At 71.7% G+C, this 25,918-nt stretch carries 26 protein-coding genes; 9 read left to right on the top strand and 17 right to left on the bottom strand.

Features of this window, described 5'->3' with window-relative positions; genetic code table 11:
• Positions 1-55: 55 nt before the first annotated feature.
• Positions 56-517 carry a MaoC family dehydratase gene (locus SMA5143A_RS10760; RefSeq protein WP_107462643.1) on the bottom strand — a complete coding sequence of 154 codons (462 nt, stop codon included), beginning with the start codon at positions 515-517 and terminating at the stop codon, positions 56-58.
• 140 nt (positions 518-657) lie between these two features.
• Between SMA5143A_RS10760 and soxR the strand changes: the two genes are divergently transcribed.
• A complete protein-coding gene (gene soxR, locus SMA5143A_RS10755; RefSeq protein WP_107462642.1) occupies positions 658-1,158 on the top strand; it encodes a redox-sensitive transcriptional activator SoxR in 501 nt (166 codons plus the stop codon).
• 76 nt (positions 1,159-1,234) lie between these two features.
• Here the strand turns inward: soxR and SMA5143A_RS10750 are convergent, their stop codons facing one another.
• Positions 1,235-2,311, bottom strand: coding sequence for an RNA ligase (ATP) (locus SMA5143A_RS10750; RefSeq protein ID WP_107462641.1), 1,077 nt, complete (start codon positions 2,309-2,311; stop codon positions 1,235-1,237).
• A 135-nt stretch (positions 2,312-2,446) separates the two neighbouring features.
• On the opposite strand from SMA5143A_RS10750, the gene SMA5143A_RS10745 reads away from it, so the two are divergent.
• A complete protein-coding gene (locus SMA5143A_RS10745; protein WP_107462640.1) occupies positions 2,447-2,968 on the top strand; it encodes a hypothetical protein in 522 nt (173 codons plus the stop codon).
• Positions 2,969-3,079: 111 nt separating this feature from the next.
• Here SMA5143A_RS10745 and SMA5143A_RS10740 read toward each other — a convergent pair whose 3' ends face one another.
• Positions 3,080-3,682, bottom strand: a complete 603-nt coding sequence (locus SMA5143A_RS10740) for a hypothetical protein (RefSeq protein ID WP_055521508.1) — start codon at positions 3,680-3,682, stop codon at positions 3,080-3,082.
• A gap of 15 nt (positions 3,683-3,697) precedes the next feature.
• Positions 3,698-3,961, bottom strand: coding sequence for a hypothetical protein (locus SMA5143A_RS42545; protein WP_146193892.1), 264 nt, complete (start codon positions 3,959-3,961; stop codon positions 3,698-3,700).
• Positions 3,962-4,028: 67 nt separating this feature from the next.
• Between SMA5143A_RS42545 and SMA5143A_RS10735 the strand changes: the two genes are divergently transcribed.
• A complete protein-coding gene (locus SMA5143A_RS10735; RefSeq protein WP_107462639.1) occupies positions 4,029-6,863 on the top strand; it encodes a penicillin acylase family protein in 2,835 nt (944 codons plus the stop codon).
• Between the two features lie 39 nt (positions 6,864-6,902).
• Here the strand turns inward: SMA5143A_RS10735 and SMA5143A_RS10730 are convergent, their stop codons facing one another.
• Both SMA5143A_RS10730 and SMA5143A_RS10725 read right to left on the bottom strand, forming a co-directional pair.
• Positions 6,903-8,273 carry a serine-threonine protein kinase gene (locus SMA5143A_RS10730; RefSeq protein ID WP_107462638.1) on the bottom strand — a complete coding sequence of 457 codons (1,371 nt, stop codon included), beginning with the start codon at positions 8,271-8,273 and terminating at the stop codon, positions 6,903-6,905.
• 133 nt (positions 8,274-8,406) lie between these two features.
• Positions 8,407-9,660, bottom strand: a complete 1,254-nt coding sequence (locus SMA5143A_RS10725; RefSeq protein WP_107462637.1) for an exo-beta-N-acetylmuramidase NamZ family protein — start codon at positions 9,658-9,660, stop codon at positions 8,407-8,409.
• Positions 9,661-9,886: 226 nt separating this feature from the next.
• Here SMA5143A_RS10725 and SMA5143A_RS10720 point away from each other — a divergent pair, with 226 nt between their 5' ends.
• Both SMA5143A_RS10720 and SMA5143A_RS10715 read left to right on the top strand, forming a co-directional pair.
• Positions 9,887-10,648 (top strand): SDR family oxidoreductase, encoded by a 762-nt coding sequence (locus tag SMA5143A_RS10720; RefSeq protein ID WP_107462636.1) that lies wholly within the window; start codon positions 9,887-9,889, stop codon positions 10,646-10,648.
• Positions 10,649-10,797: 149 nt separating this feature from the next.
• A complete protein-coding gene (locus tag SMA5143A_RS10715) occupies positions 10,798-11,391 on the top strand; it encodes a TetR/AcrR family transcriptional regulator (RefSeq protein ID WP_107462635.1) in 594 nt (197 codons plus the stop codon).
• A gap of 248 nt (positions 11,392-11,639) precedes the next feature.
• On the opposite strand, the gene SMA5143A_RS10710 is transcribed toward SMA5143A_RS10715, so the two are convergent.
• From SMA5143A_RS10710 to SMA5143A_RS10680, 7 genes are all read right to left on the bottom strand, one after another.
• Complete coding sequence (locus SMA5143A_RS10710) at positions 11,640-12,854, bottom strand: acyl-CoA dehydrogenase family protein (RefSeq protein WP_107462634.1); 1,215 nt, start codon at positions 12,852-12,854, stop codon at positions 11,640-11,642.
• Between the two features lie 6 nt (positions 12,855-12,860).
• Positions 12,861-13,907, bottom strand: coding sequence for a phosphotransferase family protein (locus SMA5143A_RS10705; RefSeq protein WP_107462692.1), 1,047 nt, complete (start codon positions 13,905-13,907; stop codon positions 12,861-12,863).
• A 145-nt stretch (positions 13,908-14,052) separates the two neighbouring features.
• Entirely contained in the window at positions 14,053-14,964 is a 912-nt protein-coding gene (locus SMA5143A_RS10700; protein WP_107462691.1) for an MBL fold metallo-hydrolase, read from the bottom strand.
• A 122-nt stretch (positions 14,965-15,086) separates the two neighbouring features.
• The gene (locus SMA5143A_RS10695; RefSeq protein WP_181361808.1) at positions 15,087-15,410 is read right to left on the bottom strand and encodes a DUF202 domain-containing protein; all 324 of its coding nucleotides are present in this window, start codon (positions 15,408-15,410) and stop codon (positions 15,087-15,089) included.
• A complete protein-coding gene (locus tag SMA5143A_RS10690) occupies positions 15,407-15,799 on the bottom strand; it encodes a YidH family protein (RefSeq protein ID WP_055542907.1) in 393 nt (130 codons plus the stop codon). Before SMA5143A_RS10690 ends, SMA5143A_RS10695 begins: the two co-directional genes overlap by 4 nt.
• A 10-nt stretch (positions 15,800-15,809) precedes the next feature.
• Entirely contained in the window at positions 15,810-16,361 is a 552-nt protein-coding gene (locus SMA5143A_RS10685) for an NUDIX domain-containing protein (RefSeq protein WP_107462632.1), read from the bottom strand.
• Between the two features lie 63 nt (positions 16,362-16,424).
• Complete coding sequence (locus SMA5143A_RS10680) at positions 16,425-17,318, bottom strand: DMT family transporter (protein ID WP_107462631.1); 894 nt, start codon at positions 17,316-17,318, stop codon at positions 16,425-16,427.
• Between the two features lie 303 nt (positions 17,319-17,621).
• Here SMA5143A_RS10680 and SMA5143A_RS10675 point away from each other — a divergent pair, with 303 nt between their 5' ends.
• The 3 genes from SMA5143A_RS10675 (at position 17,622) to SMA5143A_RS10665 (ending at position 20,856) form a co-directional block, all read left to right on the top strand.
• On the top strand, positions 17,622-19,277 hold the full coding sequence (locus tag SMA5143A_RS10675) for an FAD-binding dehydrogenase (protein WP_107462630.1): 1,656 nt from the start codon (positions 17,622-17,624) through the stop codon (positions 19,275-19,277).
• Between the two features lie 114 nt (positions 19,278-19,391).
• A complete protein-coding gene (locus SMA5143A_RS10670) occupies positions 19,392-20,213 on the top strand; it encodes a molybdopterin-dependent oxidoreductase (protein ID WP_107462629.1) in 822 nt (273 codons plus the stop codon).
• Positions 20,197-20,856: a cytochrome b/b6 domain-containing protein gene (locus tag SMA5143A_RS10665; protein WP_258193462.1), complete on the top strand. Its 660-nt coding sequence runs from the start codon at positions 20,197-20,199 to the stop codon at positions 20,854-20,856. Before SMA5143A_RS10670 ends, SMA5143A_RS10665 begins: the two co-directional genes overlap by 17 nt.
• A 152-nt stretch (positions 20,857-21,008) precedes the next feature.
• Here the strand turns inward: SMA5143A_RS10665 and SMA5143A_RS10660 are convergent, their stop codons facing one another.
• Both SMA5143A_RS10660 and SMA5143A_RS10655 read right to left on the bottom strand, forming a co-directional pair.
• Positions 21,009-22,406 carry a GntP family permease gene (locus tag SMA5143A_RS10660; RefSeq protein WP_107462628.1) on the bottom strand — a complete coding sequence of 466 codons (1,398 nt, stop codon included), beginning with the start codon at positions 22,404-22,406 and terminating at the stop codon, positions 21,009-21,011.
• A gap of 82 nt (positions 22,407-22,488) precedes the next feature.
• Positions 22,489-23,007, bottom strand: coding sequence for a gluconokinase (locus SMA5143A_RS10655; protein ID WP_107462627.1), 519 nt, complete (start codon positions 23,005-23,007; stop codon positions 22,489-22,491).
• A 142-nt stretch (positions 23,008-23,149) separates the two neighbouring features.
• Here SMA5143A_RS10655 and SMA5143A_RS10650 point away from each other — a divergent pair, with 142 nt between their 5' ends.
• Positions 23,150-23,875 (top strand): FadR/GntR family transcriptional regulator, encoded by a 726-nt coding sequence (locus tag SMA5143A_RS10650; RefSeq protein WP_107462626.1) that lies wholly within the window; start codon positions 23,150-23,152, stop codon positions 23,873-23,875.
• Between the two features lie 34 nt (positions 23,876-23,909).
• On the opposite strand, the gene SMA5143A_RS10645 is transcribed toward SMA5143A_RS10650, so the two are convergent.
• A complete protein-coding gene (locus SMA5143A_RS10645) occupies positions 23,910-24,371 on the bottom strand; it encodes a YchJ family protein (protein ID WP_181361807.1) in 462 nt (153 codons plus the stop codon).
• A gap of 90 nt (positions 24,372-24,461) precedes the next feature.
• Complete coding sequence (locus SMA5143A_RS10640) at positions 24,462-25,850, bottom strand: M1 family metallopeptidase (protein ID WP_181361806.1); 1,389 nt, start codon at positions 25,848-25,850, stop codon at positions 24,462-24,464.
• Positions 25,851-25,918 lie beyond the last annotated feature (68 nt).

Here is a 25,918-nt window from a genome sequence, read left to right as displayed (position 1 = left end):
CGCCTCACCGCCCCGGCAAGGCCGTGTCACCGGCTCGGCAGCGCCCGGCGCCCGCTCAGAAGTAGAAGCGCGACACGGACTCCGCCACGCACACCGGCTTGTCCCCGCCCTCACGCTCCACCACCACCGCGGCGGTCACCTGCACACCGCCGCCGACCTCCGTGACGTCCTGGAGGGTCGCCGTCGCCCGCAGCCGGGAGCCCACGGGGACGGGCGCGGGGAAGCGCACCTTGTTGGTGCCGTAGTTGACGCCCATCTTCACGTTGTCGACCTTGAGCACCTGAGGCACGAACAACGGCAGCAGCGACAGGGTCAGATAACCGTGGGCGATCGTCGTGCCGAAGGGGCCCGCGGCCGCCTTCTCCGGGTCGACGTGGATCCACTGGTGGTCGCCGGTGGCCTCCGCGAACAGGTCGATCCGCTTCTGGTCGACCTCCAGCCAGTCGCTGTGCCCCAGCTGCTCGCCCACCGCCGCCTTCAGCTCCTCGGCGGACGTGAAGATCCTCGGCTCTGCCATGTCCCGGCCTCCCGCATCCCGGATGCCACCGCATCCGCGTCAACCCTGTCCCATATGCCTAAGCAACTGCTTAGCATGGTCGGGCGGGCGGCTCCTGTCAACGGACGGCGGCGCCGCCCGGGGTCGGTAGGCTCGGAGGGGTGCCCCAGATTCCTGAGAAGATCCACGAGTTGACCGTCGGCCAGCTGTCCGCCCGTAGCGGTGCCGCCGTCTCGGCCCTGCACTTCTACGAGTCCAAGGGGCTGATCAGCAGCCGCCGCACTTCGGGCAACCAACGCCGCTACAGCCGGGACACCCTGCGTCGCGTCGCCTTCGTCCGGGCCGCGCAGCGGGTCGGCATCCCGCTCGCCACGATCCGTGAGGCGCTCGCCGAGCTGCCCGAGGAGCGCACGCCCACCCGGGAGGACTGGGCGCATCTGTCCGAGGCCTGGCGCTCCGAGCTCGACGAGCGGATCAAGCAGCTCAACCGCCTCCGCGACCACCTCACCGACTGCATCGGCTGCGGCTGTCTGTCCCTGGCCACCTGTGTGCTGTCCAACCCCGACGACGCCTTCGGCGAACGGCAGACCGGCTCCCGGCTCATGGTCGAGCACCGGACCGCCCCGACGACCGAGCCGCGCGGTGGCACGGCCGCCGAGTAGCGCCCCGAAGCCCCCGTGGGTCCGCGGCCCCCGGGGACCCGCAGCCCCCGGGGACCCGAAGTACCAGCAGGCCTGCTCACTCGTACTCGGTGCCGCCCTTGCGGGTCAGATACGCCGGGCTGACCGCCTTCGCGATGGCCCGTCCGCCCGTCACAGGGCTGTACCGCTCGACGGCCGGCCGGATCACCACGCCCTCGCGCAGATGCATCTCCCGCCCGGAGACGGTCTCCCGTCCCGTGGCGACCTCCAGCACCCGGTCGACGGCGTAGGGGCCCTCGTACAGACGCGGTACAAGGGGGAGTTCACCGTGGAGCAGGTCGGTCAGCTCCACGGTGTCCAGCCAGCGGACCCGGCCGTCGATCTCCGCGGAGACGTCGAACACGGCGTAACCGAGGCTCTCGCGGCGGCCGTCGGCGCCGTAGGTCAGGTCCTGCACCCCGGCGCCGTACACCTCGCCGAAGACGCCGACCCGGCGCGCGCCGAGCCGCTGGGCGAGCCGGGCCGCGACCTCCGGGACCCCGTGGCCGTGGACGGCACGCCAGTACAGGTTGCGCGGATCCTCCTTCAGCGCGAGGGACTTGCCGCCGAAGCCCTTGGAGGAGACCTGGACACGGCCGTCCTCGGCGAGATACGTCATCAGGCAGGCCGAGCCGTGCAGCTTCTCGGTGAGGACCACCGGTTCGCCGGGCGTGAAGATGTCCGGGTAGCGCTGGATGTTCTCGATGTCGACCCAGGGCAGCAGATCCGGCGCGGACTCGACCTCGCCGCTCATCGTGGGCGGGATCGGCGGCACCCACTTGACGATGCCGAGCCGCTCCGCGAAGTCGGTGCCCTCGGCGACGGCCGCCGTCAGATCCACGTCGGCCAGCGCCTTCGGCCGGCACACGATGCCCTGTGACAGCTCGCCCCGCAGCCGTACGGCCTTCACCCGGTCCGCCCCGGAGCCGGCCAGCCGTCCGGTGAGCCCCAGCTCCTCGATCAGAGCGGCCGGGAGCACGGACTGCTCCGGGATGTAGACGGCGGTGTCACCGGTGCGGAAGGCTCCCTTCGCCACGACGGCGCGATACAGGCCCACCTGGGCCAGTTCCAGGGCGTCGGCGTTGGGGTGTTCATGGATCGTCAGCACTTCGGCGGTGACGCGCAGCGTCGACATCGGGCACTCCTCGGGCGCTCAGCTCGGTTTCATCGACCCCAACTGTCCTTACCGGAAAGGGGTGGAGCGACGTAATTTGCTACTGATAAGGTCACGCGCCGCGGAGCGCCGGGCCCGGTACGAAGAGGAACGTCGATGAGCGTCGTCATTTGTTCGCTGAAGTGGGAGAGCGCCCGCTCGGGGGCGCAGCGGGTCAGCTACGACCCGGACGGGTACCACCTGGTGCGCTTCCCCTACGGCGTGTCGGAGGAGTCGTACGACCCGTGGAACATGCACGATCCGGCCAACGGCGGTGACACCCCGTCGGAGTTCCCCGACCCGCGCTCCGGGCTGATCTGGCCGAGCCACGACGGCTGGGGGGTGCTCTCCGCGATGGTGTTCTGGGAGGCGGACCCGAAGACGCTGGAGTACCGGGCCCGCTTCGTGCGCGACCCGCTGGACATGACCGACAAGCGGTACGACTCCACGGCCACCACCGACAGCGCGCTCACCCGGGGCGGGCAGTTCCGCACGTATCTGTGGCAGATGTTCGTGAGCAAGGGCACACCCATCGGCCTGAAGGTGTCGGCGCGTGGGCGGGGGGACACCAGACGCTCCACGCCGCTCACCCTCGCCGAGTTCAAGCTCGCCATCCACACCGATGTCCAGGAGCCGTAGTCGACGGCACCGGCCCCCGGGGGCCGCGGTCCCCGGCGCGGAGCCCGCACACGGTGGGCGTCAGGCCGTAACGGCACGGGGGTGCGGCATCCCCGGCGCACCCCCGCCGTGCTACGCCGACACGAGCATCCGAACGCGCCTGGTGCCGGCCAGGGCCTCGGGTGTCAGTACCGGTCGCGGCACCACGATTCCGCACTCCGTGCAGACCGGGCCCGCGGACGGTTCATGGGCCAGGTCGTACTTCCAGACGAGGCGCTCGCCGTCGCACACCGGGCAGGTCGAGCCCGGTTCGCGCTCCAGCGCGGCGATCAGCCGGCGCAGCACCTCCGCGAGGGGTTCGTCGGGGTGGACCTTCGGGTCGTCGCACCAGGCGACGCCGAAACCGCCCCAGGTCAGCCGGTGCCAGTCGTCGACACTGCCCGGCCTGCGCAGCCCGTCGTGCTTCTCCTTCTTACGGCGCTGCGCGAACTGCACTTCGTAGTCGAGCCAGACGGAGCGGGCCTCCTCCAACTCGTCCAGTGCGGCCACGAGCCGCGCTGGATCGGGGTTGCGGTCCTCGGGACCGAACCCGGCCCGGGAACACAAGTGGTCCCAGGTCGCCCGATGCCCATAAGGGGCGAACCTCTCCAGGCACTTGCGCAGCGAATAACGCCGCAGTGCCAGATCACACCGTGGATCGCGCACCTGTCTTGCCAGACTCCGGAAACCGGCCATCGCCCTGCACCTCCGTCACACCTGCACCTGTACTTCGGTCACTTCGGCGTCGTCCTCGGAACGTCGCGCGACGTCGCCGAATAGACGTATCGACACGCGATTCGGCTCCATCCGATTTCCGATGACCCCCATAAGTCGTCTACTGAGCCGTTCATGGACCGTTCCTGCCTGCGTCTGACCGCTGCTGACTTCTTCTTCCTGCTTACGACTCCTTTCGAGTACCTGTTCACGCTGTCCGTCACCTGTGCGGCCGTGGGCGGCTTCGAAAAGATGACGCATGTTCACTTTCGAAGCGGGGGATACCGGCGGTAACATCCGGCCCCACCCCCCTTCGGGAGGAGCTGCCATGCCCTGGCACACCCCACGCATCTCACGCACCGCACCGGACAGAGTGAGAACTCCCCGTCGAATCCCGGAGTTCCTCAAGGCCGCCTCCGTATGCGCACTCGTTGCCGGTCTTTTGTCCCCTCTTTCCCCGGCTGCCCAGGCGGCGGCCGCCGACACCAAAGCCGCCGCGACGGCCGACACCAAGGCCGCCGCGGCCGCCGCGAACGACTACTGCGGCGGCCAGTGCTCGGACATCCTGCCGCCGGGCCAGAACGGCAACGCCACCCTCGCGCAGATCCTGCTCAACCAGGCGTTCGGCAGCATGCCGGAGAACGCGAGCAACCAACTCGGGCCCTACAACAACCTCGCCAAGGGATACACCGGGCTCACCAACGCCACGATCAACACCTTCTTCAACGACGCGTCCTTCGGCGTCGCCTCCGACCAGGTCGCCTCCACCCTGAAGCCGGCCGGACGCACCGACGTCACCATCGTCCGCGACAAGAAGACCGGTGTGCCGCACATCACGGGCACCACCCGCTACGGCACCGAGTTCGGCGCCGGGTACGCCGCCGCCCAGGACCGGCTGTGGCTGATGGACGTCTTCCGGCACGTCGGCCGCGGCAAGCTCACCCCGTTCGCCGGCGGCGCCCCCTCCAACCAGGGCCTCGAGCAGGAGTTCTGGCGGCACGCGCCCTACACCGAGGCCGATCTGCAAGCCCAGATCGACAAGGCCGTCGCCACCAACGGCGACCGCGGCCGCCAGGCCCTCGCCGACGTCAACGCCTACCTCGACGGCATCAACGCCTACATCGACGCCTCCGACAGCGGCCGCTACTTCCCCGGCGAGTACGTCCTGACCGGCCACAAGGACTCCATCACCAACGCCGGCACCATAGAGAAGTTCAAGGCCACCGACCTGGTCGCCCTGGCCTCCGTCATCGGCGCCCTCTTCGGCTCGGGCGGCGGCGGCGAGGTCAACAACGCCCTCTCCCTGCTCGCCGCCCAGGAGAAGTACGGCGTCACCGAGGGCACCAAGGTCTGGGAGTCCTTCCGCGAGCGCAACGACCCCGAGGCGGCCCTGACCGTCCACGACGGCAGCTTCCCCTACGCCACCAAGCCCGCCGATCCGCAGGGCATGGCCCTGCCCGACAACGGCGCCGTCACCGAGGAACCCCTGGTGTACGACCGCACGGGCAGCGCGGCCGGCACCGCCTCCAAGGGCGTCTCGTCCAAGGCCACCGACAGCGCCCTCAGCTCCGCCCGGCGCGGAATGTCCAACGCCCTCGTCGTCGGCGGCAAGCACACCGCGAGCGGCCACCCCATCGCCGTCTTCGGCCCCCAGACCGGCTACTTCGCCCCGCAGCTGCTGATGCTCCAGGAGATCCAGGGCCCCGGCCTCAGCGCCCGCGGCGCCTCCTTCGCCGGCCTGAGCATGTACGTCGAACTCGGCCGCGGCCAGGACTACGCCTGGAGCGCCACCACCTCGGGCCAGGACATCATCGACGCGTACGCCGTCGAGCTGTGCCAGGACGACGTCCACTACCTGTACCACGGCACCTGCACGCCGATGGAGAAGGTCGAGCAGACCAACGCCTGGAAGCCCACCACCGCCGACTCCACCGCGGCCGGCTCGTACCGCATGCAGGTCTGGCGCACCAAGTACGGCCCCGTCACCCACCGCGCCACGGTCGGCGGCAAGAAGGTCGCCTACACCACCCTGCGCTCCTCGTACATGAACGAGGCCGAGTCGATCATCGGCTTCCAGATGCTGAACGACCCGGACTACGTGAAGGGCCCCGAGACCTTCCAGAAGGCCGTCCAGAACATCAACTACACCTTCAACTGGTTCTACGCCGACTCCCAGCACACCGCGTACTACAACAGCGGCGACAACCCGGTGCGCGCCGCGGGCGTCGACGCCGAGTTCCCCGCGTGGGCGCGGGCCCCGTACGAGTGGCGCAACTGGAACCCGGCCACCAACGTCGCCGACTACACCCCGCCCTCCGAGCACCCCAACTCCATCGACCAGGACTACTACATCTCCTGGAACAACAAGCAGGCCAAGGACTACCCCTCCGCCCCCTGGGGCAACGGCTCCGTCCACCGCGGCAACCTCCTCGACGACCGGGTGAAGCGGCTCGTCGCCGCCGGCGGGGTCACCCGGGCCTCCCTGACCAAGGCCATGGCCGAGGCGGCCCTCGTCGACCTGCGCGCCGAGGACGTCGTCCCCGACCTGCTGAAGGTCGTCAACAGCAGCCCCGTCACCGACTCCACCGCCGCGGCAGCCGTCAGCAAGCTCCAGGCGTGGGTCACCTCCGGCTCGAAGCGCACGGAGACGTCGGCCGGTTCGAAGACCTACGCCGACGCCGACGCGATCCGCATCCTGGACGCCTGGTGGCCGCTGCTGGTGAAGGCCGAGTTCGAACCCGGCCTCGGCACGAAGCTGTACGACGCGATGACCGCCAACCTCCCCGTCGACGAGTCCCCCTCGGCCGCGCACGGCCCGACCGGCTCCCACGCCGGCAGCTCCTTCCAGTACGGCTGGTGGAGCTACGTCGACAAGGACATGCGCGCGGTGCTCGGTGAGTCGGTGCAGGGCCCGCTCGGCCGGAAGTACTGCGGCGACGGCACCCTCAGCGCCTGCCGCACCCTCCTGATCAACACCCTCAAGGAGGCGGCCGGCAAGACCGCCGCCCAGGTCTACCCCGGGGACGCGTCCTGCTCGGCGGGCGACCAGTGGTGCGCCGACGCGATCATCCACCGGACCCTGGGAGGCATCAAGCACGGCAAGATCAGCTGGCAGAACCGCCCGACCTTCCAGCAGGTCGTGGAGTTCACCTCGCACCGCTGACCACCGGAGGCGGGTGACTCCCGTGCGGCGGCGGGCCGGTCAGACGACCCGGCCCGCCGCCAGCACGACCCGCGCCAACTCCTGGTGACAGATGTCGCCGTGCGCGCCGGACGGCGCACCACCGCGCCGGACGACCGCCGACGCGTCGACGTTCACACAGCCGGACGCCGGCAGCCGTCCGGCGAGCGCGGCGGACAGTGGGAAGGAGCGGGTGCCCTTCACCGCCTGGATGCCGTCGTAGCCGAGCGCGCCCCACTTCGCGCCCAGCAGACTGTTCACGCTCAGGCCCCGCACCGTCCGCGCGTCGCCCGCCATCCGGGACGCCAGCGGATAGATCGTGCCGAGCGCCGAGTCGTGCCGGGAGTGGCAGCACACCAGGGGGCCGTCGACCCGCTTCTGCTGCCCGTTCAGCACCCCGCTCGCCCGGGGGTCGTGCGGCAGCCGCGCCGCGAAGGCGTAGTGCGAGAACGCCGCCTGGAGCAGCGTCGCCGACTTCACCGTGCGCACCCCGTGCGGCAGCCCCCGCAGCGCGAACGACACCAGGCGCGCGCCGAAGCTGTGCCCCACGAGATGGACCCGGACGTCCGGCGCCCGCTCCGCCAGTTGCCCGAGCAGCCGCCCGAGCCCACGCTCCCCGACCGTCCCGGCCCGCCGCTTCATAGCGAAGTACGTGGCCTGGCGCAGCAGTTCATGGGCACCGTCCCACATCTGCGGCCCCGGCACGGCGGCACCGGTCATCACGGCCGAGGGTCCGGTGGTGGACGCGGCGGAGGGCACTCCGGCGACCGCGTCGGCTGCCGCCTCGACCTCCGCCAGCGCCACGGCGAACTCCGCGCACACCCCCGCCGTCCGACCGCACAGCATCCCGGGCGTGCCCTCCGGCACCCCCTCGGCCAGCGTGTCCGCCGTGAACGCGCCCTGCGGCCCCTGCGGCGGCACCTCCACCAGCAGCCGAACGAGCCTGCCGAACTCCTCCAACGAGGCGCTCTCGTCCGGCCGTTGCTCCAACAGCCGGGCCAGCTGCTCCACGAGCGTGGCCCGGCCCGGGAACACCTCCAGCAGGGCGTGCCGGGTGCGCTTGTCGAGCGCGGGACGGGCGGGAGCAGTGGCCGGTGCCGGCCGGTGGTCCGGGATCGGCTCGTCCGAGAACCGCATCGACGGCCACAGCACCCCGACGTAGCCGAGCCGCGCCGACGGGGCGAGCGCCGGGAACGGGGCGAAGAACCTGCTGTACAGGTCGGTGGCCCCGGAACGGTCGCTGTTCCAGCCGTGGGCGAAGACCACGAGGTCCACCACCCCTCGTCGCACCACCCCGTCGAGCAGCCGGTCCCGCTGACCCGTGTCGACGTCACCGTCCGCGTCGAAGGTCACTTCCCAGTAGGGCGTCACGCTCATGTCCGAAGCCGCCATGACGAGCCCCCTTCGGCCCCGTTGGTGCGCTCAGGCGCATGGTCCTGCCAACGGCGAAGGATGGCCATACGTCACGTACGGCTCTTTCACGTGGATATCGACGGCCGGGGTGCGGACCGGCGCCCCTGCCGGGTCACCGGTAGAGCAGATACTCCTCGCGCACCTTCCGGAACGCCGCGAGGTCCTCCTGCCAGTCGGCCACGACCTCGTCGGTGTCGGCCCCGGCGTCGATCATCGTGCGCACCCGCGCCGACCCGGTCAGCTTGTCGATCCAGTGGTCCGGACGCCAGGCGAAGCCGCTCCACACCTTCTTCGCGGTGACGAGAAGACCGATCCCGGTGCGCACGGGGTCGTACGCCCCCCGGTCGTGGACGTGGATCTGCACCCCGCCGACGGTCTTCCCCTGGAACTTGGAGAACGTGGGCGTGAAGTACGCCTCCCTGAAGTGGGCGCCCGGCAGCCCCAGGTCGTTCGCGGCGGCCGCCCACCGCCGGTCGACGCCCTCCGCGCCGAGCAGCTCGAACGGGCGGGTGGTGCCCCGCCCCTCCGAGAGGTTGGTCCCCTCGAACAGGCCCGTCCCCGCGTACACGAGCGCCGTGTCCGGGGTCGGCATGTTCGGGCTCGGCGGCACCCAGGGCAGCCCCGAGGAGTCGTAGAACCGCGACCGCCTCCACCCGGACATCAGCACCGTCTCCAGCGGTACGGGCTCCTCCAGGAACTCCGCGTTGAACAGCCGCGCCAGCTCCGCCACCGTCATGCCGTGCGCCTGCGAGATCGGCTGCCGCCCGACGAACGTCGCGAACTCCCTGTGCAGGACCGGGCCCCGCGCCGACCGCCCCGTCACCGGGTTGGGCCGGTCGAGCACGACGAAGCGCTTCCCCGCGAGCCGGGCCGCCTCCATGCAGTCGTACAGCGTCCAGATGTAGGTGTAGAAGCGAGCGCCCACGTCCTGGATGTCGAAGACGACCGTGTCCACCCCGGAGGCGGTGAAGATGTCCGCGAGGGCGCGGCCGCTCTTCTGGTACGTGTCGTACACGGGCAGCCCCGTCGCCGGGTCGTCGTGGCGGCCCTCGGAACCGCCGGCCTGGGCCGTGCCCCGGAAGCCGTGCTCGGGGCCGAAGACCGCGGTCAGCTCCACACGGTCGTCGGCGTGCATGACGTCGACGATGTGGCGGGCGTCGCGGGTGATCCCGGTGGGGTTGGTGACGACGCCGATCCGCCGGCCGTCGAGGAGCCGGTAGCCGCCGGCCGCCAGGCGCTCGAAGCCGGTGCGCAGCCGCGAGGAGGCCGTCTCCCCCGAGGGCGGCGCACCGCCGGTGGAGGCGCAGGCGGTGGTGGCCGCGGCGGCGGTCGAGGCGGCGAGGAAGGTGCGGCGGGAGAGGCGCATGGGGGTGACCTCCGGGGCGCGGGTGGGGGAAGCGGCGTCCCTGCAAGCTAAGCGCTTCCCCGGGCGGTTTGTAGCCCAGGCGTCCGTCACGGCCGGTCGGGCGTTTCCCCGGGTGCCCGGACGGCGGCGTCCCGGCACCCCTTCCTCACGACATACCGACCGGTTAGTCTGACGGCGGACGATGAGCCGTTCGTGATGGTCGTGAGCCTCGCGTAAGGAGACCGGAGTGGGTGTCGTGCAGGGTGCGGGAGTGGTGGTCACGGGGGCCGGGGGCGGCATCGGCGCCGCGCTGGCCCGGCGGTTCGCGGCGGAGGGCGCCCGGGTCGTCGTGAACGACCTCGACGGGGACCGGGCGAAGGCCGTGGCCGACGAGATCGGCGGGATCGCCGTGCCCGGGGACGCGTCGGAGATCGTCGCCCCGGCGCGCGAGGCACTCGGCGGCACGGTCGACGTGTACTGCGCCAACGCGGGCGTCGCCAGCGGCGGCACGGAAGCCGCCGACGACAAGGTGTGGGCGCTCGCCTGGGACGTGAACGTGATGGCGCACGTCCGCGCGGCCCACGCACTGCTCCCGCAGTGGCTGGAGCGCGGCAGCGGGCGTTTCGTCTCCACGGTCTCGGCGGCCGGACTGCTCACGATGATCGGCGCGGCCCCCTACAGCGTCACCAAGCACGGGGCGTACGCCTTCGCCGAATGGCTGTCCCTCACCTACCGCCACCGGGGCCTGAAGGTGCACGCGATCTGCCCCCAGGGGGTGCGCACCGACATGCTGACGGCGTCCGGCAGCGCGGGTGACCTCGTGCTCACGCCGACCGCGATCGAACCGGAGGACGTCGCCGACGCGCTCTTCGACGGCATCGAGAAGGACCGCTTCCTCATCCTGCCGCATCCCGAGGTGGCCGACTTCTACCAGGCGCGCGCGACCGACCCGGAGCGCTGGCTGACGAACATGAACCACATCCAGCGGAAGTGGGAGGCCACGGGCTGACCCACCTGCCCGGCGGACCGGGCGCCGGGAGTGGGATGATCCTTCGACGGGATCGTCCCCTTCCGGCCGTTCCGGCCGACCGGGAACCGTTCGACGGTCGTGGGACGACCAGTAGGCGACGACAGAACTCCGAAAGGCAGGTGGCGGAAGTGCCCAGGACGACGGACGGAGACGGTACCCCCGTCCCGCAGCGGCTGCTGGCCGCCGCCACCCGGCTCTTCGCCGAGCGCGGCTACGACCGCACGTCCGTGCAGGAGATCGTCGAGGCGGCGGGCGTCACCAAGGGCGCGCTGTACCACTACTTCGGTTCCAAGGACGACCTGCTGCACGAGGTGTACGCGCGCGTGCTGCGCATCCAGCAGGAGCGGCTCGACGCGTTCGCGGGGGCCGACGCGCCGGTGGAGGAGCGGCTGCGGGGCGCGGCCGCCGACGTCGTCGTCACCACCATCGACAACCTCGACGACGCGATGATCTTCTTCCGCTCGATGCACCACCTGAGCCCCGAGAAGAACAAGCAGGTCCGCGCCGAGCGCCGCCGCTACCACGAACGCTTCCGCGCGCTGATCGAGGAGGGCCAGGAGTCGGGCGTCTTCTCCAGGGCCACGCCCGCGGACCTGGTCGTCGACTACCACTTCGGCTCCGTCCACCACTTGTCCACGTGGTACCGCCCGGACGGCCCGATGGGCCCCCAGGAGGTCGCGAACCACTTGGCCGACCTGCTGCTGCGCGCGCTTCGGCCGTGACGCCGGGCGCGGCAGGGGGAGGGCGGTGCGGTGCGTTGGCGGGTGCGGGTGAGTGTGGGCTGGTCGCGCAGTTCCCCGCGCCCCTGAAGGCTTGGGCCTGCGGCCCGGCCCTCATCCTGAAAAGCACGGGGCGAAGCCCCGGTCGCTATTCAGGGGCGCGGGGAACTGCGCGAGAAACCCCCACTCACCCGCACCCGCCACAACCACAGGCACCCCCACCCTCGTAGGCGCCCTGCCCGCACCGGAGGTCACACGTACCGCTTCAGCTCCCGCCGCGCCAGCGACCGCTGATGCACCTCGTCCGGCCCGTCCGCGATCATCAGCGTCCGCGCCCCCGCGTACAGCTCCGCCAGCGGGAAGTCCTGGCTGACGCCGCCCGCCCCGTGCAGCTGGATCGCCCGGTCGATGATGTCGACGACGGTCCGCGGCGTCGCGATCTTGATCGCCTGGATCTCGGTGTGGGCCCCCCGGTTGCCGACCGTGTCCATCATCCACGCCGTCTTCAGCACCAGCAGCCGCAGCTGCTCGACCGCGACGCGCGCGTCCGCGATCCAGTTGTGCACCACGCCCTGCTGGGCCAGCGCCTTGCCGAACGCCTCACGGGCCACCGCCCGCCGGCACATCAGCTCGATCGCCCGCTCGGCCATCCCGATGAGCCGCATGCAGTGGTGGATGCGGCCGGGGCCGAGCCGGGCCTGGGCGATGGCGAAGCCACCGCCCTCCTCACCGATCAGGTTCGACACCGGCACCCGCGCCCGGTCGAAGATCACCTCGGCGTGCCCGCCGTGGTAGTGGTCCTCGTACCCGAAGACCCGCATGGCCCGCTTCACCGTGACGCCCGGCGTGTCACGGGGCACCAGCACCATCGACTGCTGGCGGCGGATGTCGGCCCCGTCCGGGTCCGTCTTGCCCATCACGATGAAGATCTTGCAGTCGGGGTTCATCGCCCCGGAGATGTACCACTTGCGCCCGGTGATGACGTAGTCGTCGCCGTCCCGCTCGATGAGCGTGGTGATGTTGGTGGCGTCGGAGGAGGCCACCTCCGGCTCCGTCATCGCGAAGGCGGACCGGATCTCACCGGCGAGCAGCGGCTCCAGCCACTGCTTCTTCTGAGTGTCGTCGCCGAACTGCGTCAGCACCTCCATGTTGCCGGTGTCCGGCGCCGCGCAGTTCAGCGCGGTCGGCGCCAGCTGCGGCGAACGCCCGGTGATCTCGGCGAGCGGCGCGTACTGGAGGTTGGTGAGGCCGGCCCCGTACGCGGAGTCGGGCAGGAAGAGGTTCCACAGGCCCTGCCTGCGGGCCTCGGCCTTCAGCTCCTCCACCACGGCCGGGGTGTCCCACGGCGAGTCCAGCTCGGCCCGCTGCTCCTCGGCCACGGCTTCCGCCGGGTACACGTACTCGTCCATGAAGGCGAGGAGCTTGGCGCGCAGCTCCTCCGTACGGGCGTCGAATGCGAAGTCCATGGTGGATCAGCCCTCCTGGGAGCCGGAACCGGAGCCGGTACGAAGAGTCGTCAGGCCGTGTTCGATGAAGACGGGGACCAGGTCGCCGATGCGGTCGAAGCCGCGGCCGACCGTCTGGCCGAGGGTGTACCGGTAGTGGATGCCCTCCAGGATCACGGCGAGCTTGAACCACGCGAACGCCGTGTACCAGGCCACGGACGACACGTCCCGGCCCGAGCGCTCGGCGTAGCGGGCCACGATCTCGGCCGGATCGGGGTGCCCGGCGGCCGTCGCGGTCGTCGAGACGGGGGAGTCGGGCAGCCCGAGCGGCACGCTGTACATCACCAGCAGCCCCAGATCGGTCAGCGGGTCGCCGAGCGTGGACATCTCCCAGTCGAGGATCGCCCTGATCCGGTCGTCCTCGCCCAGCAGCACGTTGTCCAGCCGGTAGTCGCCGTGGACGATCGCCGGGGCGGGGGAGTGGGGGAGCTGCCGGCCGAGGGCCGCGTGCAGTTCGTCGATGCCGGCCAGCTCGCGGTTGCGGGACGCGTCGAGCTGCTTGCCCCAGCGCCGCAGCTGCCGGTCGAGGAAGCCCTCCGGGCGGCCGAAGTCGGCGAGGCCCACCTCGGCCGGGTCCACCGCGTGCAGCTCCACGAGGGTGTCGACCAGGCCCAGCACGGCGGCCCGGGTGCGCTCGGCGCCGAGCGGCGCGAGCTGCTCGGCGGTGCGGTACGGGGTGCCCTCGACGAAGTCCATGACGTAGAAGGGCGCGCCGAGCACCTCCTCGTCCTCGCACAGCAGCACGGGGCGCGGCACCGGGACGTCCGTCGGGTGCAGCGCGCTGATCACACGGTGCTCGCGCCTCATGTCGTGCGCGGTCGCGAGGACATGGCCGAGCGGTGGTCGCCGGACGACCCACTTGGCGACGCTGTCGGTGACCTCGTACGTCAGATTCGACCGCCCGCCCTCGATCAGCCGGCCGGTGAGGGGACCGGCCACCAGTCCGGGCCGCTCGGCGTCGAGCAGGGCGCGGAGCCGGTCGGGGTCGAGACCTGGCGGGTGGTCTGGGCGCATCATTGCTCCTACACGCGGGGAGAACGGAACCAGTCACATGATGCCGACCGGTCGGTATGTCGTCCAGTGGGTGGAGTGAAAGTGATCGGTGTCTCGGCGGGATCGGGCCGAGCGCGGCCGGATCCCGCCACGGGCCGTCCGCGCGTCACGCGTGGCAGGTCATCATCTCCCCGCCGTTGATGGCCGCCATGTCCATGAACCCGGCGAACGGGTCCACGCCCTCGCCCTCGGGCAGGCCGTCCAGCTCGGCGTAGGCCCGGTGCAGGTTCGCCACCAGCCGCTCGCTCTCGGGAAGCGCGGCGTACTCGCCGAGATCCGTGGTCCGGGCCGCCTCCAACGGAGTGAGCCCCGCCGCGTGGGACGTCTCGGCGACCTCCGCCACGAACCGGATGTACCGTTCGGCCCGGTCGAACGCCGCAGGGTCCGTCACCGGCCCGTGCCCCGGTACGACGGTCTCGGCGCCCAGCTCCCGCATCAGCGCGAGGGCCCGCAGCGACCCGCTCAGCGACCCCATCAGGAAGAACGGCGTACCGCCCTCGAACACCAGGTCCCCCGCGAACAGGATCCTCCGGTGCGGCAGCCAGACCAGCGAGTCGCCGACCGTGTGCGAGACGCCGGGATGGATCACCTGCGCCTCGACGTCCCCGACGTGCACGGTCGTCCGGTCGTCGTACGTCAGGTCCGCGCCCCGGATGCTGATGTCGCCGAAGTCGGTCTGCGGCCACAGCAGATGCAGGTGCTGCCCACTGGCCAGGGCCTCCCGGCGACAGGCGGAGTGCGAGACGAGTGTGGCGGCGGGCGTGAAGAAGCCGTTGCCGTAGGTGTGGTCGCCGTGGTGGTGGGTGTTGACCAGGAAGCGCGGAGCGGGGACACCGGTCGCGTCGAGCGCGGCGCCCAGCGCCCGGGTCCGGCGTTCCGTCGCGGCGGTGTCCACCAGCAGGGTGGTCGTCCCGTCGCTCACGAAGCCGGAGTTGTTGAGACACCATCCGCCGTCCGGCTGCACATACGCGTACACGTCGCTCGCCAGCTCGACGGTGTACGGCTCTGCTGCGGTCATCGTGATCCCCTTCATCCCCCGCGTCGCCCCGACTGGTGCTCAGAGCCTGCCAGCCGGCGACGATCCAGCCGAATCCGGGTACGGGGAACACCCAGGTGACCGCCCGGCGACCGGCGTCGTGGTCAGAGCACCAGGGCCGCCCCGCACGCCGCGAGAGCGACCGTGCACAGTGCGGCCGTGGCGGCCACGCGCGGGGCGAGACTCGGGGGCCGGGGGCCCGCCAGGGCGCCGATCCGGCGGTGGGCGAGCCCCAGGAGCCCCAGCCACAGCGCCGCGCACAGGGCGGCCGCCACGACCCCGGACGCCTGGACGCCACCGTGCAACGCGGACTTCACGGCGAGCACGGCGATCACGGCCCCGGTCAGGGTCGTACGCCGCCACGCCAGCCGGGTCCGCTCCGGCTGGAGCCCCGGATCGCGCTCGGCGGCCGCGCGGGGAGCGGTCACCCCTCCCACCCGAGCAGCACGACGGCCACCATGGCGATCGCGACGACGGCGACCACGACGCCCAGCGCGGCCGGGAAGCGGGACACCGGCAGGTCCTCGCCCCGCCGCATCGCCCGTTCGCACCGCACCCAGTGGTTCACCGCGCGGAACGCGCACAGCACCCCGGCGCCGAGCAGGGCGAGCGCGAGTCCCACGCGCCACCCCCAGCGCAGGTCCGGCAGGAACTGGTCCACCGCGAACCCGCCGCCGATGAGGGCGAGCGCGGTGCGCAGCCACGCCAGGAACGTCCGCTCGTTGGCCAGCGAGAACCGGTAGTCCGGCGTCCCGCCCTCCTCGCGGATCTCCTCCGGCGCGAACCAGAGCCGGACGTTCCGCACGAATTCGATCACTTGAGGGACCCTACCCGTGACCCCCGTCGGCCCCCGTGCCCGCCCCCGCGCCCCCGGACTCGGACTCCCGCAGCCGCTCCCACGCGGTCAGCCCGTCCGGCACCCACTCCCACTCGGCCAGCCGCCGCTCGACCTCGTCCTCGGTCAGGAAGCCGTACCAGTCGACCTCCTCGACCTGCGGGTTCACCGGCAGCACACAGCGCACCTCGTACACGGCCGACCACCAGGTCCCGCCGTCCCCGTCGTCGTACAGGAACTTGAACAGCGGCACGGGCCGGGGCAGACCGGAGACCCCCAGTTCCTCCTCGGCCTCGCGCAGCGCCGCCTCGTCGTAGGACTCCCCGGCGCCGACCACCCCGCCCACGAACATGTCGTACAGGGAGGGGAAGACCAGTTTCGTGGCCGTCCGGCGATGGACGAAGATCCGCCCCTCGGCGTCCCGGGCCCGCACGAACACCGCCCGGTGCCGCATCCCGCGCGCGTACACCTCCCCGCGCGGGGCCTGTCCGATGACCTGGTCGTTCTCGTCCACGATGTCGAGGATCTCGTCGGCGGCACTCATGCCCTCATCCAACCAGGACGCCCGAAGGAGCACGCACCCGCCGGGGCGCGCGGCCCGGCGCGGTCAGCCCCGCTGGAGCTCGCGCACCCGCGCGCTCCCGGAGTGGTTGCACGGCATCGCCGGATGCATCCCGAGCAGCACCACCCCGACGACGATGCCGACGAGCCCGGCCGCCTCCCAGGCCAGCGCCCCCGCGTCGGTGCGGAGTCGGTCCCCGAGGAAGCCCACCCCGCACGCGATCCCGGCGAGCGGCTGTGCGGCCGTGAGCGCGGGCAGCGACATCCGCAGCGGCGCCGCCTCGAAGGCGCTCTGCACCAGCAGCAGCCCCGTCACCCCGAGCATCAGCACCCCGTACGGCTCCCAGGTCGTGAACAGCCCACCCCAGCCGCCGTCGGCGAACACCTGCCCGCTGACCCGGGTGAGCGCGTCCTGGACGCCGTACAGAAGCCCCGCGGCCACCGCCAGCAGCACCGGTGCGGCGGAGAGCCGGGGCCGCTTTGCGTACGCCGTCAGCAGCAGAGCCGCCCCCACCATCACGCCGATGATCAGCCACTGCCGGAAGGCCCCGCTCGGAGCGCTGCCGCCCTGCGGCTGACCGGCCACGATGAACGCGGTCACCCCGCCCGCGAGCAGCGCGAGACCCGCCCAGCCCTGACGGCCCAGCGGCTGCCGGGTACGGCGGCGGGAGAGGGCGAGCGCGAAGAGCAGATTGGTCGCGAGGAGGGGCTCCACCAGCGTGACCTCACCCTGGCCGAGCGCGATCGCGCCCAGCGCCATCCCGCAGACCATCAACCCGATCCCGCCGAGCCAGCGGGGCACGCGGACCAGGTCGAGGAGCAGCCGGGGGGAGAGGAAGTCGCCGATCGGCGCGTGCGCCGCGGCCTGCTGCTGGAGCACGAAGCCGAAGCCCAGACAGCAGGCGGCGCACACGGACAGGAGAAGAACGAGAACCGACACGCGGGGTACCTCGGGTCGTCGGACGGGCCGCTGCGGCCGTCCCACGGGACGTGCCGCTCGGATTCCCGCGCGAGGGCGATTTATGCCTCGACGGGTGGCCCGATACGTATTGATACGACTCTAGCCGCCACCCCGTGGGCTGTCCGTAAGCAGCGACACATCCGGACAGTTGACTTAGTCGCGTGTTCTACCGAAGGATCTGATCCACAGCTGCTGACCAGCCAGTAACAAAGCGCCGGGCGGCGCCTGGCCCGCCACGCCCGCCCCCGCTCGACCGCGCCCGTTCCCGAGAGGACGTCCTCCATGTCGTACGACGCAGATGTGATCGTGATCGGGGCGGGCCTCGCCGGGCTCGCGGCGACCGCGGAGCTCGTCGACGCGGGTCGCAAGGTGATCCTCCTCGACCAGGAGCCGGAGCAGTCGATCGGCGGGCAGGCGCACTGGTCCTTCGGCGGTCTCTTCTTCGTCGACTCGCCCGAGCAGCGCCGGCTGCGGATCAAGGACAGCCACGCGCTCGCCCTCCAGGACTGGATGGGCACGGCCGGCTTCGACCGCGAGGAGGACCACTGGCCGCGCAGGTGGGCCGAGGCGTACGTCGACTTCGCGGCCGGTGAGAAGCGCTCCTGGCTGCACGGGCAGGGCGTCCGCTTCTTCCCCGTGGTCGGCTGGGCCGAGCGCGGCGGCTACGACGCCAACGGGCACGGCAACTCCGTGCCCCGCTTCCACATCACCTGGGGCACCGGCCCCGGCCTCGTGGAGCCCTTCGAGCGGCGGGTCCGGGAGGGCGTCGCCCGGGGCCTGGTCCAGCTGAAGTTCCGGCACCGGGTCACCGGGCTCGCGCGCAGCGCGGGCGCCGTGGACACCGTCACCGGCGAGATCCTCGAACCGTCGACGATCGAACGCGGGCAGCCCAGCACCCGCACCGTCACCGGCGCCTTCGAGTTCAAGGCCCAGGCGGTGATCGTCACCTCCGGCGGCATCGGCGGCAACCACGACCTCGTCCGCGCCAACTGGCCGGAGCGCCTCGGCAACCCCCCGGAGAAGATGATCTCCGGTGTGCCCGCGCACGTCGACGGCCGGATGCTGGCCATCGCCGAGGAGACGGGCGCCCGCCTCATCAACCGCGACCGCATGTGGCACTACACCGAGGGCATCCAGAACTGGAACCCCATCTGGGACAACCACGGCATCCGCGTCCTGCCCGGCCCGTCCTCGCTGTGGCTGGACGCCCGCGGCAAGCGCCTGCCCGTCCCGCTCTTCCCCGGCTTCGACACCCTCGGCACGCTCGAGCACATCATGAGGACCGGCTACGACTACACCTGGTTCGTGCTCGACCAGAAGATCATCGGCAAGGAGTTCGCGCTCTCCGGCTCCGAGCAGAACCCCGACCTCACCGGCAAGTCCATCAAGGACGTCTTCGTCCGGGCCCGCGCGGACGTCCCCGGCCCGGTCAAGGCGTTCATGGACCACGGCGTCGACTTCGTGGTGGAGAAGGACCTCGGCTCCCTGGTCCGCGGCATGAACGCGCTCACCAAGGACCCCCTCATCGACGAGGCGGAGCTGCGGCGCGAGATCGTGGCCCGCGACCGGGAGATCGCCAACCCGTTCACCAAGGACCTCCAGGTCATGGCGATCCGCGGCGCCCGCAACTACCTCGGCGACAAGCTGATCCGCACCGCGGCCCCGCACCGCATCCTCGACCCCAAGGCGGGCCCCCTGATCGCCGTCCGCCTCAACATCCTCACCCGCAAGACGCTCGGCGGCCTGGAGACGGACCTGTCGTCCCGTGTCCTCACCGAGGGCGGCGACCCGCTGGGGGGCGTGTACGCGGCGGGCGAGGCCGCCGGCTTCGGCGGCGGCGGTGTCCACGGCTACCGTTCCCTGGAGGGTACGTTCCTCGGCGGCTGCCTGTTCTCGGGCCGCACCGCGGGCCGCGCGGCGGCGAAGGCGACGGCCTGATCCCTGCTTTCGCCGACGGACGTGACGGCCTGATTCCTCGGTGGATGTGACGGATTTCTGACGGACCCCCGCCGTCCCTGGCATCTCAGGGGCGGTGAGTGGTCGAATCGGTGTGTGAACCCTGAACATCCCGAGGCGCGGGAAGCGCCGACGGAGCACTCCGAAGAGCGCGAGCGCCACGACGGCCGTGAGCTGGACCACGGCCGGGACGTGGAGCACGGCCAGGACCCCGAGCGGGGCAAGCCCATCGGCCGCCGCATCTTCCTCGGCACCCTCGGCCTCGGCGCCCTGGGCGTGGTCTCCGCGCCCGTCCTCCAGCGCGGCCTTGAGGGGTTCCTCGGCGAGGCGGCCCAGAAGGACCCCACGGGCCTGACCGGTCTGCTCCCCAACGGCGGAGGCTTCCGCTACTACTCGGTGACCGCGTCCGTCCCCCGCAAGAACGCGGGGAACTACCGCCTCACCGTCGGCGGCCTGGTCGACCGGCCCGCCTCCTACACCCTCGACGATCTGCGGGCCCTGCCCCAGACCCGGATGGTGAAGGACGTCCAGTGCGTGACCGGCTGGCGGGTCCCGGACACCCCGTTCGAGGGCGTACGGCTCTCCGAACTGCTGGACACGGCCGGGGTGCGGTCCTCGGCCGGCGCGGTCCGGTTCACCTGCTTCGACGGGGCGTACAGCGAGAGCCTCACCCTGAAGCAGGCCCGCCGCGCGGATGTCCTGGTGGCGCTGCGCATGCAGGACAAGGACATCAGCCACAACCACGGTGGCCCCGTACGCCTCTATGTCGCTCCCATGTACTTCTACAAGTCGGCCAAGTGGCTCTCCGGCATCGAGGTCACGGAGGAGGTCGAGCCGGGCTACTGGGAGAAGCGCGGCTACGACATCGACGCCTGGGTGGGCCGGTCGAACGGGCGGGACGATGAACCGACGACTTGACACACCGCTCGCCGGGGCCGGGGCCGGGGCTGGGAGCGGGTCGGGGGCCGATGCGCCCGACCGCGTCCGGCGCTTCACCCCCGCCGAACGCTGGATCCACCGCACCACGGCCGCCCTGATGGGGGTCTGCGTCGTGACGTCGGCCTGTCTCTACCTGCCCGCCCTCGCCGAACTGGTCGGACGGCGGGCCCTGGTGGTGACCGTGCACCAGTGGTCGGGCCTGCTCCTGCCCCTCCCGGTCCTCGCGGGCCTGGCCTCCCGCGCGTTCCGCGCCGACGTGGGCCGGCTGAACCGCTGGGGGCCGCACGACCGGGTCTGGCTGCGCGCCGCCCGCCGCCGTACGCCGGGCCCGCGGCCCGCCGCCAAGTTCAACGCCGGCCAGAAGGTCTACGCCGCGTGGATCGCCGGCGCCACGCTCGTCATGCTCGCCACCGGTCTGATCATGTGGTTCACCCACCTCACCCCACTGGCGTGGCGCACCAGCGCGACGTTCGTCCACGACTGGCTGGCCCTCACGATCGGGATCGTCCTGGCCGGCCACATCGGCATGGCGCTCGGCGACCCGGAGGCCCGCCGGGGCCTGCGCACGGGCCTGGTGTCGAAGGAGTGGGCGGACCGGGAGCACCCCTTGTGGCGGCCGTAGCGAGCCGGCACCGGTAGCGGGCCCCGACCGGCGGGAGGGCCGCCCGGCCCGCGCGAGGGAGGCCCGACCCGCGCGAGGGAGGCCCGGCCCGCGCGATGGGCCCCGGCCCGCAGCCGGACACCCCTCGCGCTGGACCGGCGTCCTGGACACCGCTAGATCACCAGCGACAGCAGCAGCACGAGCGCCCCCGCCACCACCGAGATGATCGTCTCCATGACCGACCAGCTCTTGATGGTCTGGCCCACGGTCATGCCGAAGTACTCCTTGACCATCCAGAAGCCGGCGTCGTTGACATGGCTGAAGAACAGGGAGCCGGCGCCGATGGCGAGGACGAGCAGCGCCGCGTGGGTCGTCGACATGTCGGCGGCCAGCGGCGCCACGAGCCCGGCCGCGGAGATGGTCGCGACGGTCGCCGAGCCCGTCGCGAGCCGGATGCACACCGCGATGAGCCAGGCCAGGACGAGCGCGGGGATGGACCAGTCCTCGGAGATCTCCAGGATCATCCGCCCGACCCCGGAGTCGATCAGTGTCTGCTTGAAGCCACCGCCGGCCCCGACGATCAGCAGGATGCCCGCGATCGGCGCGAGGGACGTCTCCACCGTCGACGACAGCCGCTCCTTGGTGAACCCGGCCGCCCGCCCCAGCGTGAACATGCCGACGATCACCGACGTGAGCAGCGCGATCAGCGGCGAGCCGACGACGTCGAAGACCCGCTGCACCATCTGCCCGGGGTCGTCGACCACGATGTCCACCAGCGCCTTGGCGAGCATGAGGACGACGGGCAGCAGCATGGTCGCGATGGTCGCCCCGAACCCGGGCCGCTTCTCCAGCTCCTCCGACGCCCGCGCGGGGATCATGCGCTCGGGCACCGGGACGTCCACCCAGCGCGCCGCGTACTTCGAGAACAGCGGCCCGGCGATGATCACGGTCGGTACGGCGACGAGCAGACCCAGTGCCAGCGTGACCCCCAGGTCGGCCTCGACCGCGTCGATCGCGACCAGCGGCCCGGGGTGCGGCGGGATCAGCCCGTGCATGACGGACAGGCCCGCGAGGGCGGGGACACCAATCCGCATCAGCGAGTAGCCGCCGCGCTTGGCGACCATCAGGACCACCGGGATGAGCAGCACGATCCCGACCTCGAAGAACAGCGGCAGTCCGATCACCGAGGCGATCAGCACCATCGCCCACGGCATCGCCCGCCCGCCGGCCTTCGCGAGGATCGTGTCGACGATCTGGTCGGCGCCGCCGGAGTCGGCGAGCAGCTTGCCGAGGATCGCGCCCAGCGCGATGAGCACACCCACCCCGGCCACGGTCGTCCCGAGCCCGGTGGTGAAGCTGACGATCGCCTTGTCCAGCGGTGCCCCGGCGAACGCGCCGAGCGCCAGCGAACCGATGGTCAGGGCCAGGAAGGCATGCACCTTGAACCTGGTGATGAGCAGCACGATGACGGCGATGCCCGCCAGGACGGCTATGCCCAGCTGCGCGTGGCCCGCCGAGGTGATCGGCTCGACGGGGTCCGCTGCCAGCATCTCGACGCTGAGTCCGGTCACGGTGATTCCTTGAAGGGAGGGGGAGGGAAGGGGAGACGGAAGCGGAGGGGGGAGGGGAAGTGGGGCCGGGGAGACGGGTCGGTCACGACGCCGGATCGAGCCGCGCTCGCAGCGCGGCGACCGCCCGTTCGGTGATCTCCTCGGGGTCGCCCGAGACGTCGACCTCGACTCCCGCCTCGTCCGCCCCCAGCGGTTGCAGCGTGGCGAACTGCGAGTCGAGCAGCGCGGTCGGCATGAAGTGCCCCTGCCGGTGCGCCATACGGTCCTCGATCAGCGCCCGGTCACCCGCGAGGTGCACGAACACCAGACCGGGCGCGGCGGACCGCAGCCGGTCCCGGTAGGCGCGCTTCAGCGCCGAGCAGCCGACCACCCCGCCGAGCCCGGCCCGGCCGCGCGCCCAGGCGCCGACGGCGTCCAGCCACGGCCATCGGTCCGCGTCGTCCAGCGGTGTCCCGGCCGACATCTTCGCGATGTTGGCCTCGGGGTGGAAGTCGTCGCCCTCGGCGTACGGAACGCCGAGCCGGGTCGCGAGCAGGGGGCCGATCGTCGTCTTGCCGGTCCCCGCCACGCCCATCACCACGACGACGGGAGGGGTACGCATCGCTACCTCGCTGTCCTCGTCTACATCTGAACGTCAGTCGACGTCGACGCATACTGAAGCCCATTACGTAGGACTAATTCAAGCCCTAGTCGCAAATAAACCTGACTTTTTCCGGACCTCCCTCGCCTCGTACCCTGACCCCATGACCACACCGGGCCGGGGGCTGCACGGCCGAGTACTGGACACGCTCGGCCCGGCGATCACGGCGGGGGAGTACCCGCCGGGCAGCGTCCTGCGCACCGATGAACTCGCCCATCGGTTCGAGGTGTCGCGCTCCGTGATGCGGGAGGCGGTGCGGGTGCTGGAGTCGATGCACCTGGTCGAGTCCCGCCGCCGGGTGGGAGTGATCGTCCGCCCGGCCGCCGCCTGGAACGTCTACGACCCGCAGGTCATCCGCTGGCGTCTCGCGGGCGCCGACCGCGCCCGCCAGCTGCGTTCGCTGACCGTCCTGCGGTCGGCCGTCGAACCGGTCGCCGCGGCCCTGGCCGCGACCCACGCCACCGCCGAGCAGTGCGCCGCGATCACCGAGTGCGCGATCGGCATGGTCGCCCACTCACGCGGCCACAAACTGGAGGGCTACCTCCTCCACGACGTCGCCTTCCACCGGCTGATCCTCACTGCTTCCGGTAACGAGATGTTCGCCCGCCTCGGTGACGTCGTCGAGGAGGTCCTCGCCGGCCGCACCCACCACGAGGTCATGTTCGACGACCCCGACCCCGCCGCCGTCACGCTCCACGTGCAGGTCGCCGAGGCCATCCGCGAGGGCGACGCCCCCCGCGCCGAACACCTCACCCGCGAGATCACCGAGGGCGCCCTGAAGGAACTAGACATACTGGCCCCCAACGGCCGCCCCGCGACCACCGGTTGACCGACGCAGGCCCCGGGACTCCTGACGGTGGCCGTCAGTCCACGAACTCCCCGTCCACATACACCCACGCCCCGTCCAGCCGCTCGAACCGGCTGCGTTCGTGCAGGGTGCCGCCGCGGAACGAGGCGCGGAAGGTGACCGTGCCGGTGGTGTGGAAGGCCGAACCCTCGCTCGTGCCGAGGATCTCCAGGCCGGTCCAGCGCATGCCCGGGTCGAAGTCGACGTGCGCCGGGCGCGTGCGCGGATGCCAGGTCCGCAGGAGGTACGCCTCGTCCTCGACGACGAACGCGCTGTACCGGGACCGCATCAGGGCCTCGGCGGTCGGGGCCCCGGCCGGTCCGGCGTGGAAACGGCCGCAGCAGTCCGCGTACGTGCCCGGAAGACCGCACGGGCACGGGCCGGCCGCCCTCGACGGCACCCCGCCGGGAGCCGAGGACCTGACGGCGGACCGGGACGAGGGCTTCGAACGGCCCTTGGGGCTACGACGCGACGACATGACCGCCATTCTGCCCGCCCCCGGGCACCCGCCCTTGTGCGGAGCCCCCTACGGAGCCCCATGATGCAAAGCCCCCTTGTGCGGGGCCCTCTACGCGGGGCCCGCGTTGGTCGGCGGATACGGCGGCCGCGCCGGCACCGTCCCACCCGTCGGCGACGCCTGCGGCAGCGGCGGCAACGCCGGGTCGCGGAGCCACGCCGCGAACAGATCGTCCAGCGGCCCGTCCGAGTACCGCCCGGCGTGCGCGGTGAACGACGCCGTCGTCACGGCACCCCCACGATGCACCGTCGCCCAGCCGCGCAGCATCCGGAAGAACGCCGCGTCACCGAGGGCGCAGCGCACGGCGTGCACGGTCAGTCCGCCACGCTCGTAGAGCCGGTCGTCGAACATCAGCTTGCGGCCCGGATCCGCCAGCCGAAGGTCCTGCGGGAGCGCCGCCAGCTTCCGGTGCGCGGCGGCCGCCAACTGCCCCGCCGTCCGCCCGCCGGACCGCTCCGACCACAGCCACTCCGCGTACTTGGCGAACCCCTCGTTCAGCCAGATGTGCCGCCAGTCCGCGATGGACACGCTGTTGCCGAACCACTGGTGGGCCAGCTCGTGCGCGACCAGCCGCTCCGAACCCCGCGCCCCGTCCACATGGTTGGCGCCGAACAGCGACAACCCCTGTGCCTCCACCGGGACATCGAGCTCCTCCTCGGTGACCACCACCGCGTACTCACCGAACGGATACGGCCCGAAAAGCTCCTCGAACAGCTCCATCATGGCGGGCTGCCGCGCGAAGTCCCGCGAGAACTCGGTGAGCATGTGCGCAGGGATGTGCCCGTGCTGCGGCACCCCGCCGGGCCCCGGATCGCCCAGCAGCACCGTCTGGTACTTCCCGATCGACAGCCCGACGAGATAGCTCGACGTCGGCGCCGACTGCTCGTACACCCATGTCGTCGTGGACGCCTTCGTCGTCCGCGTCAGCAGCCGCCCGCCCGCGACCACCTGGTACGCCGACGGCGTGGTGATCGAGATCTGGTACGACGCCTTGTCCGCCGGCCGGTCGTTGCACGGGTACCACGACGGCGCCCCCACCGGCTGGCTCGCCACCAGCGCCCCGTCCGCCAGTTCCTCCCAACCGAGCCCGCCCCACGGGCTGTTGACCGGCTTCGGATTCCCCGACCACTGCACCTCGACCGTGAACGCGGCCCCCGCCCGGATCGGCTTCGCGGGCCGGACCCGCAGCCTGCCGCCCCGGTGCGTGTAGTGCGGCGCCCGCCCGTCGACCCGGACCCGGCCGACCTTGAAGTCGGCGAGGTTCAGCTGGAACTCGGTGAGCGCCGCACGGCCCGCTATGGCGTTCAGCCGCGCGGTGCCGGACAGCCGGTTGGGCCCGGGACGGTAGTCCACGCCCAGCTCGTACCGGTGCACCCGGTAACGGGCGTCACCGTTCGCCGGGAAGTACGGGTCCGGACCCATCGCCTGCTGAACCGCCACTGCCGCTTCTGCTCCCCGCTCCGCTGTCGTACGACGTCCATCGTCCCCCGGCATCGCGGACACGGCAC

This window comes from Streptomyces sp. MA5143a (assembly GCF_900290235.1).
Taxonomy (GTDB): domain Bacteria; phylum Actinomycetota; class Actinomycetes; order Streptomycetales; family Streptomycetaceae; genus Streptomyces.
The sequence above is the reverse complement of the archived record's forward strand: the minus strand, read 5'-3'. Positions and strand labels throughout refer to the sequence as shown.

Excerpts from the sequence above, each read along its gene's own strand:
- SMA5143A_RS10760 (WP_107462643.1), bottom strand. The coding sequence starts at position 517 with ATGGCAGAGCCGAGGATCTTCACGTCCGCCGAGGAGCTGAAGGCGGCG.
- SMA5143A_RS10750 (WP_107462641.1), bottom strand. The coding sequence starts at position 2,311 with ATGTCGACGCTGCGCGTCACCGCCGAAGTGCTGACGATCCATGAACAC.
- SMA5143A_RS10745 (WP_107462640.1), top strand. The coding sequence starts at position 2,447 with ATGAGCGTCGTCATTTGTTCGCTGAAGTGGGAGAGCGCCCGCTCGGGG.
- SMA5143A_RS10740 (WP_055521508.1), bottom strand. The coding sequence starts at position 3,682 with ATGGCCGGTTTCCGGAGTCTGGCAAGACAGGTGCGCGATCCACGGTGT.
- SMA5143A_RS42545 (WP_146193892.1), bottom strand. The coding sequence starts at position 3,961 with ATGCGTCATCTTTTCGAAGCCGCCCACGGCCGCACAGGTGACGGACAG.
- SMA5143A_RS10735 (WP_107462639.1), top strand. The coding sequence starts at position 4,029 with ATGCCCTGGCACACCCCACGCATCTCACGCACCGCACCGGACAGAGTG.
- SMA5143A_RS10730 (WP_107462638.1), bottom strand. The coding sequence starts at position 8,273 with ATGGCGGCTTCGGACATGAGCGTGACGCCCTACTGGGAAGTGACCTTC.
- SMA5143A_RS10725 (WP_107462637.1), bottom strand. The coding sequence starts at position 9,660 with ATGCGCCTCTCCCGCCGCACCTTCCTCGCCGCCTCGACCGCCGCCGCG.
- SMA5143A_RS10710 (WP_107462634.1), bottom strand. The coding sequence starts at position 12,854 with ATGGACTTCGCATTCGACGCCCGTACGGAGGAGCTGCGCGCCAAGCTC.
- SMA5143A_RS10705 (WP_107462692.1), bottom strand. The coding sequence starts at position 13,907 with ATGCGCCCAGACCACCCGCCAGGTCTCGACCCCGACCGGCTCCGCGCC.
- SMA5143A_RS10700 (WP_107462691.1), bottom strand. The coding sequence starts at position 14,964 with ATGACCGCAGCAGAGCCGTACACCGTCGAGCTGGCGAGCGACGTGTAC.
- SMA5143A_RS10685 (WP_107462632.1), bottom strand. The coding sequence starts at position 16,361 with ATGAGTGCCGCCGACGAGATCCTCGACATCGTGGACGAGAACGACCAG.
- SMA5143A_RS10675 (WP_107462630.1), top strand. The coding sequence starts at position 17,622 with ATGTCGTACGACGCAGATGTGATCGTGATCGGGGCGGGCCTCGCCGGG.
- SMA5143A_RS10665 (WP_258193462.1), top strand. The coding sequence starts at position 20,197 with ATGAACCGACGACTTGACACACCGCTCGCCGGGGCCGGGGCCGGGGCT.
- SMA5143A_RS10655 (WP_107462627.1), bottom strand. The coding sequence starts at position 23,007 with ATGCGTACCCCTCCCGTCGTCGTGGTGATGGGCGTGGCGGGGACCGGC.
- SMA5143A_RS10650 (WP_107462626.1), top strand. The coding sequence starts at position 23,150 with ATGACCACACCGGGCCGGGGGCTGCACGGCCGAGTACTGGACACGCTC.
- SMA5143A_RS10645 (WP_181361807.1), bottom strand. The coding sequence starts at position 24,371 with ATGTCGTCGCGTCGTAGCCCCAAGGGCCGTTCGAAGCCCTCGTCCCGG.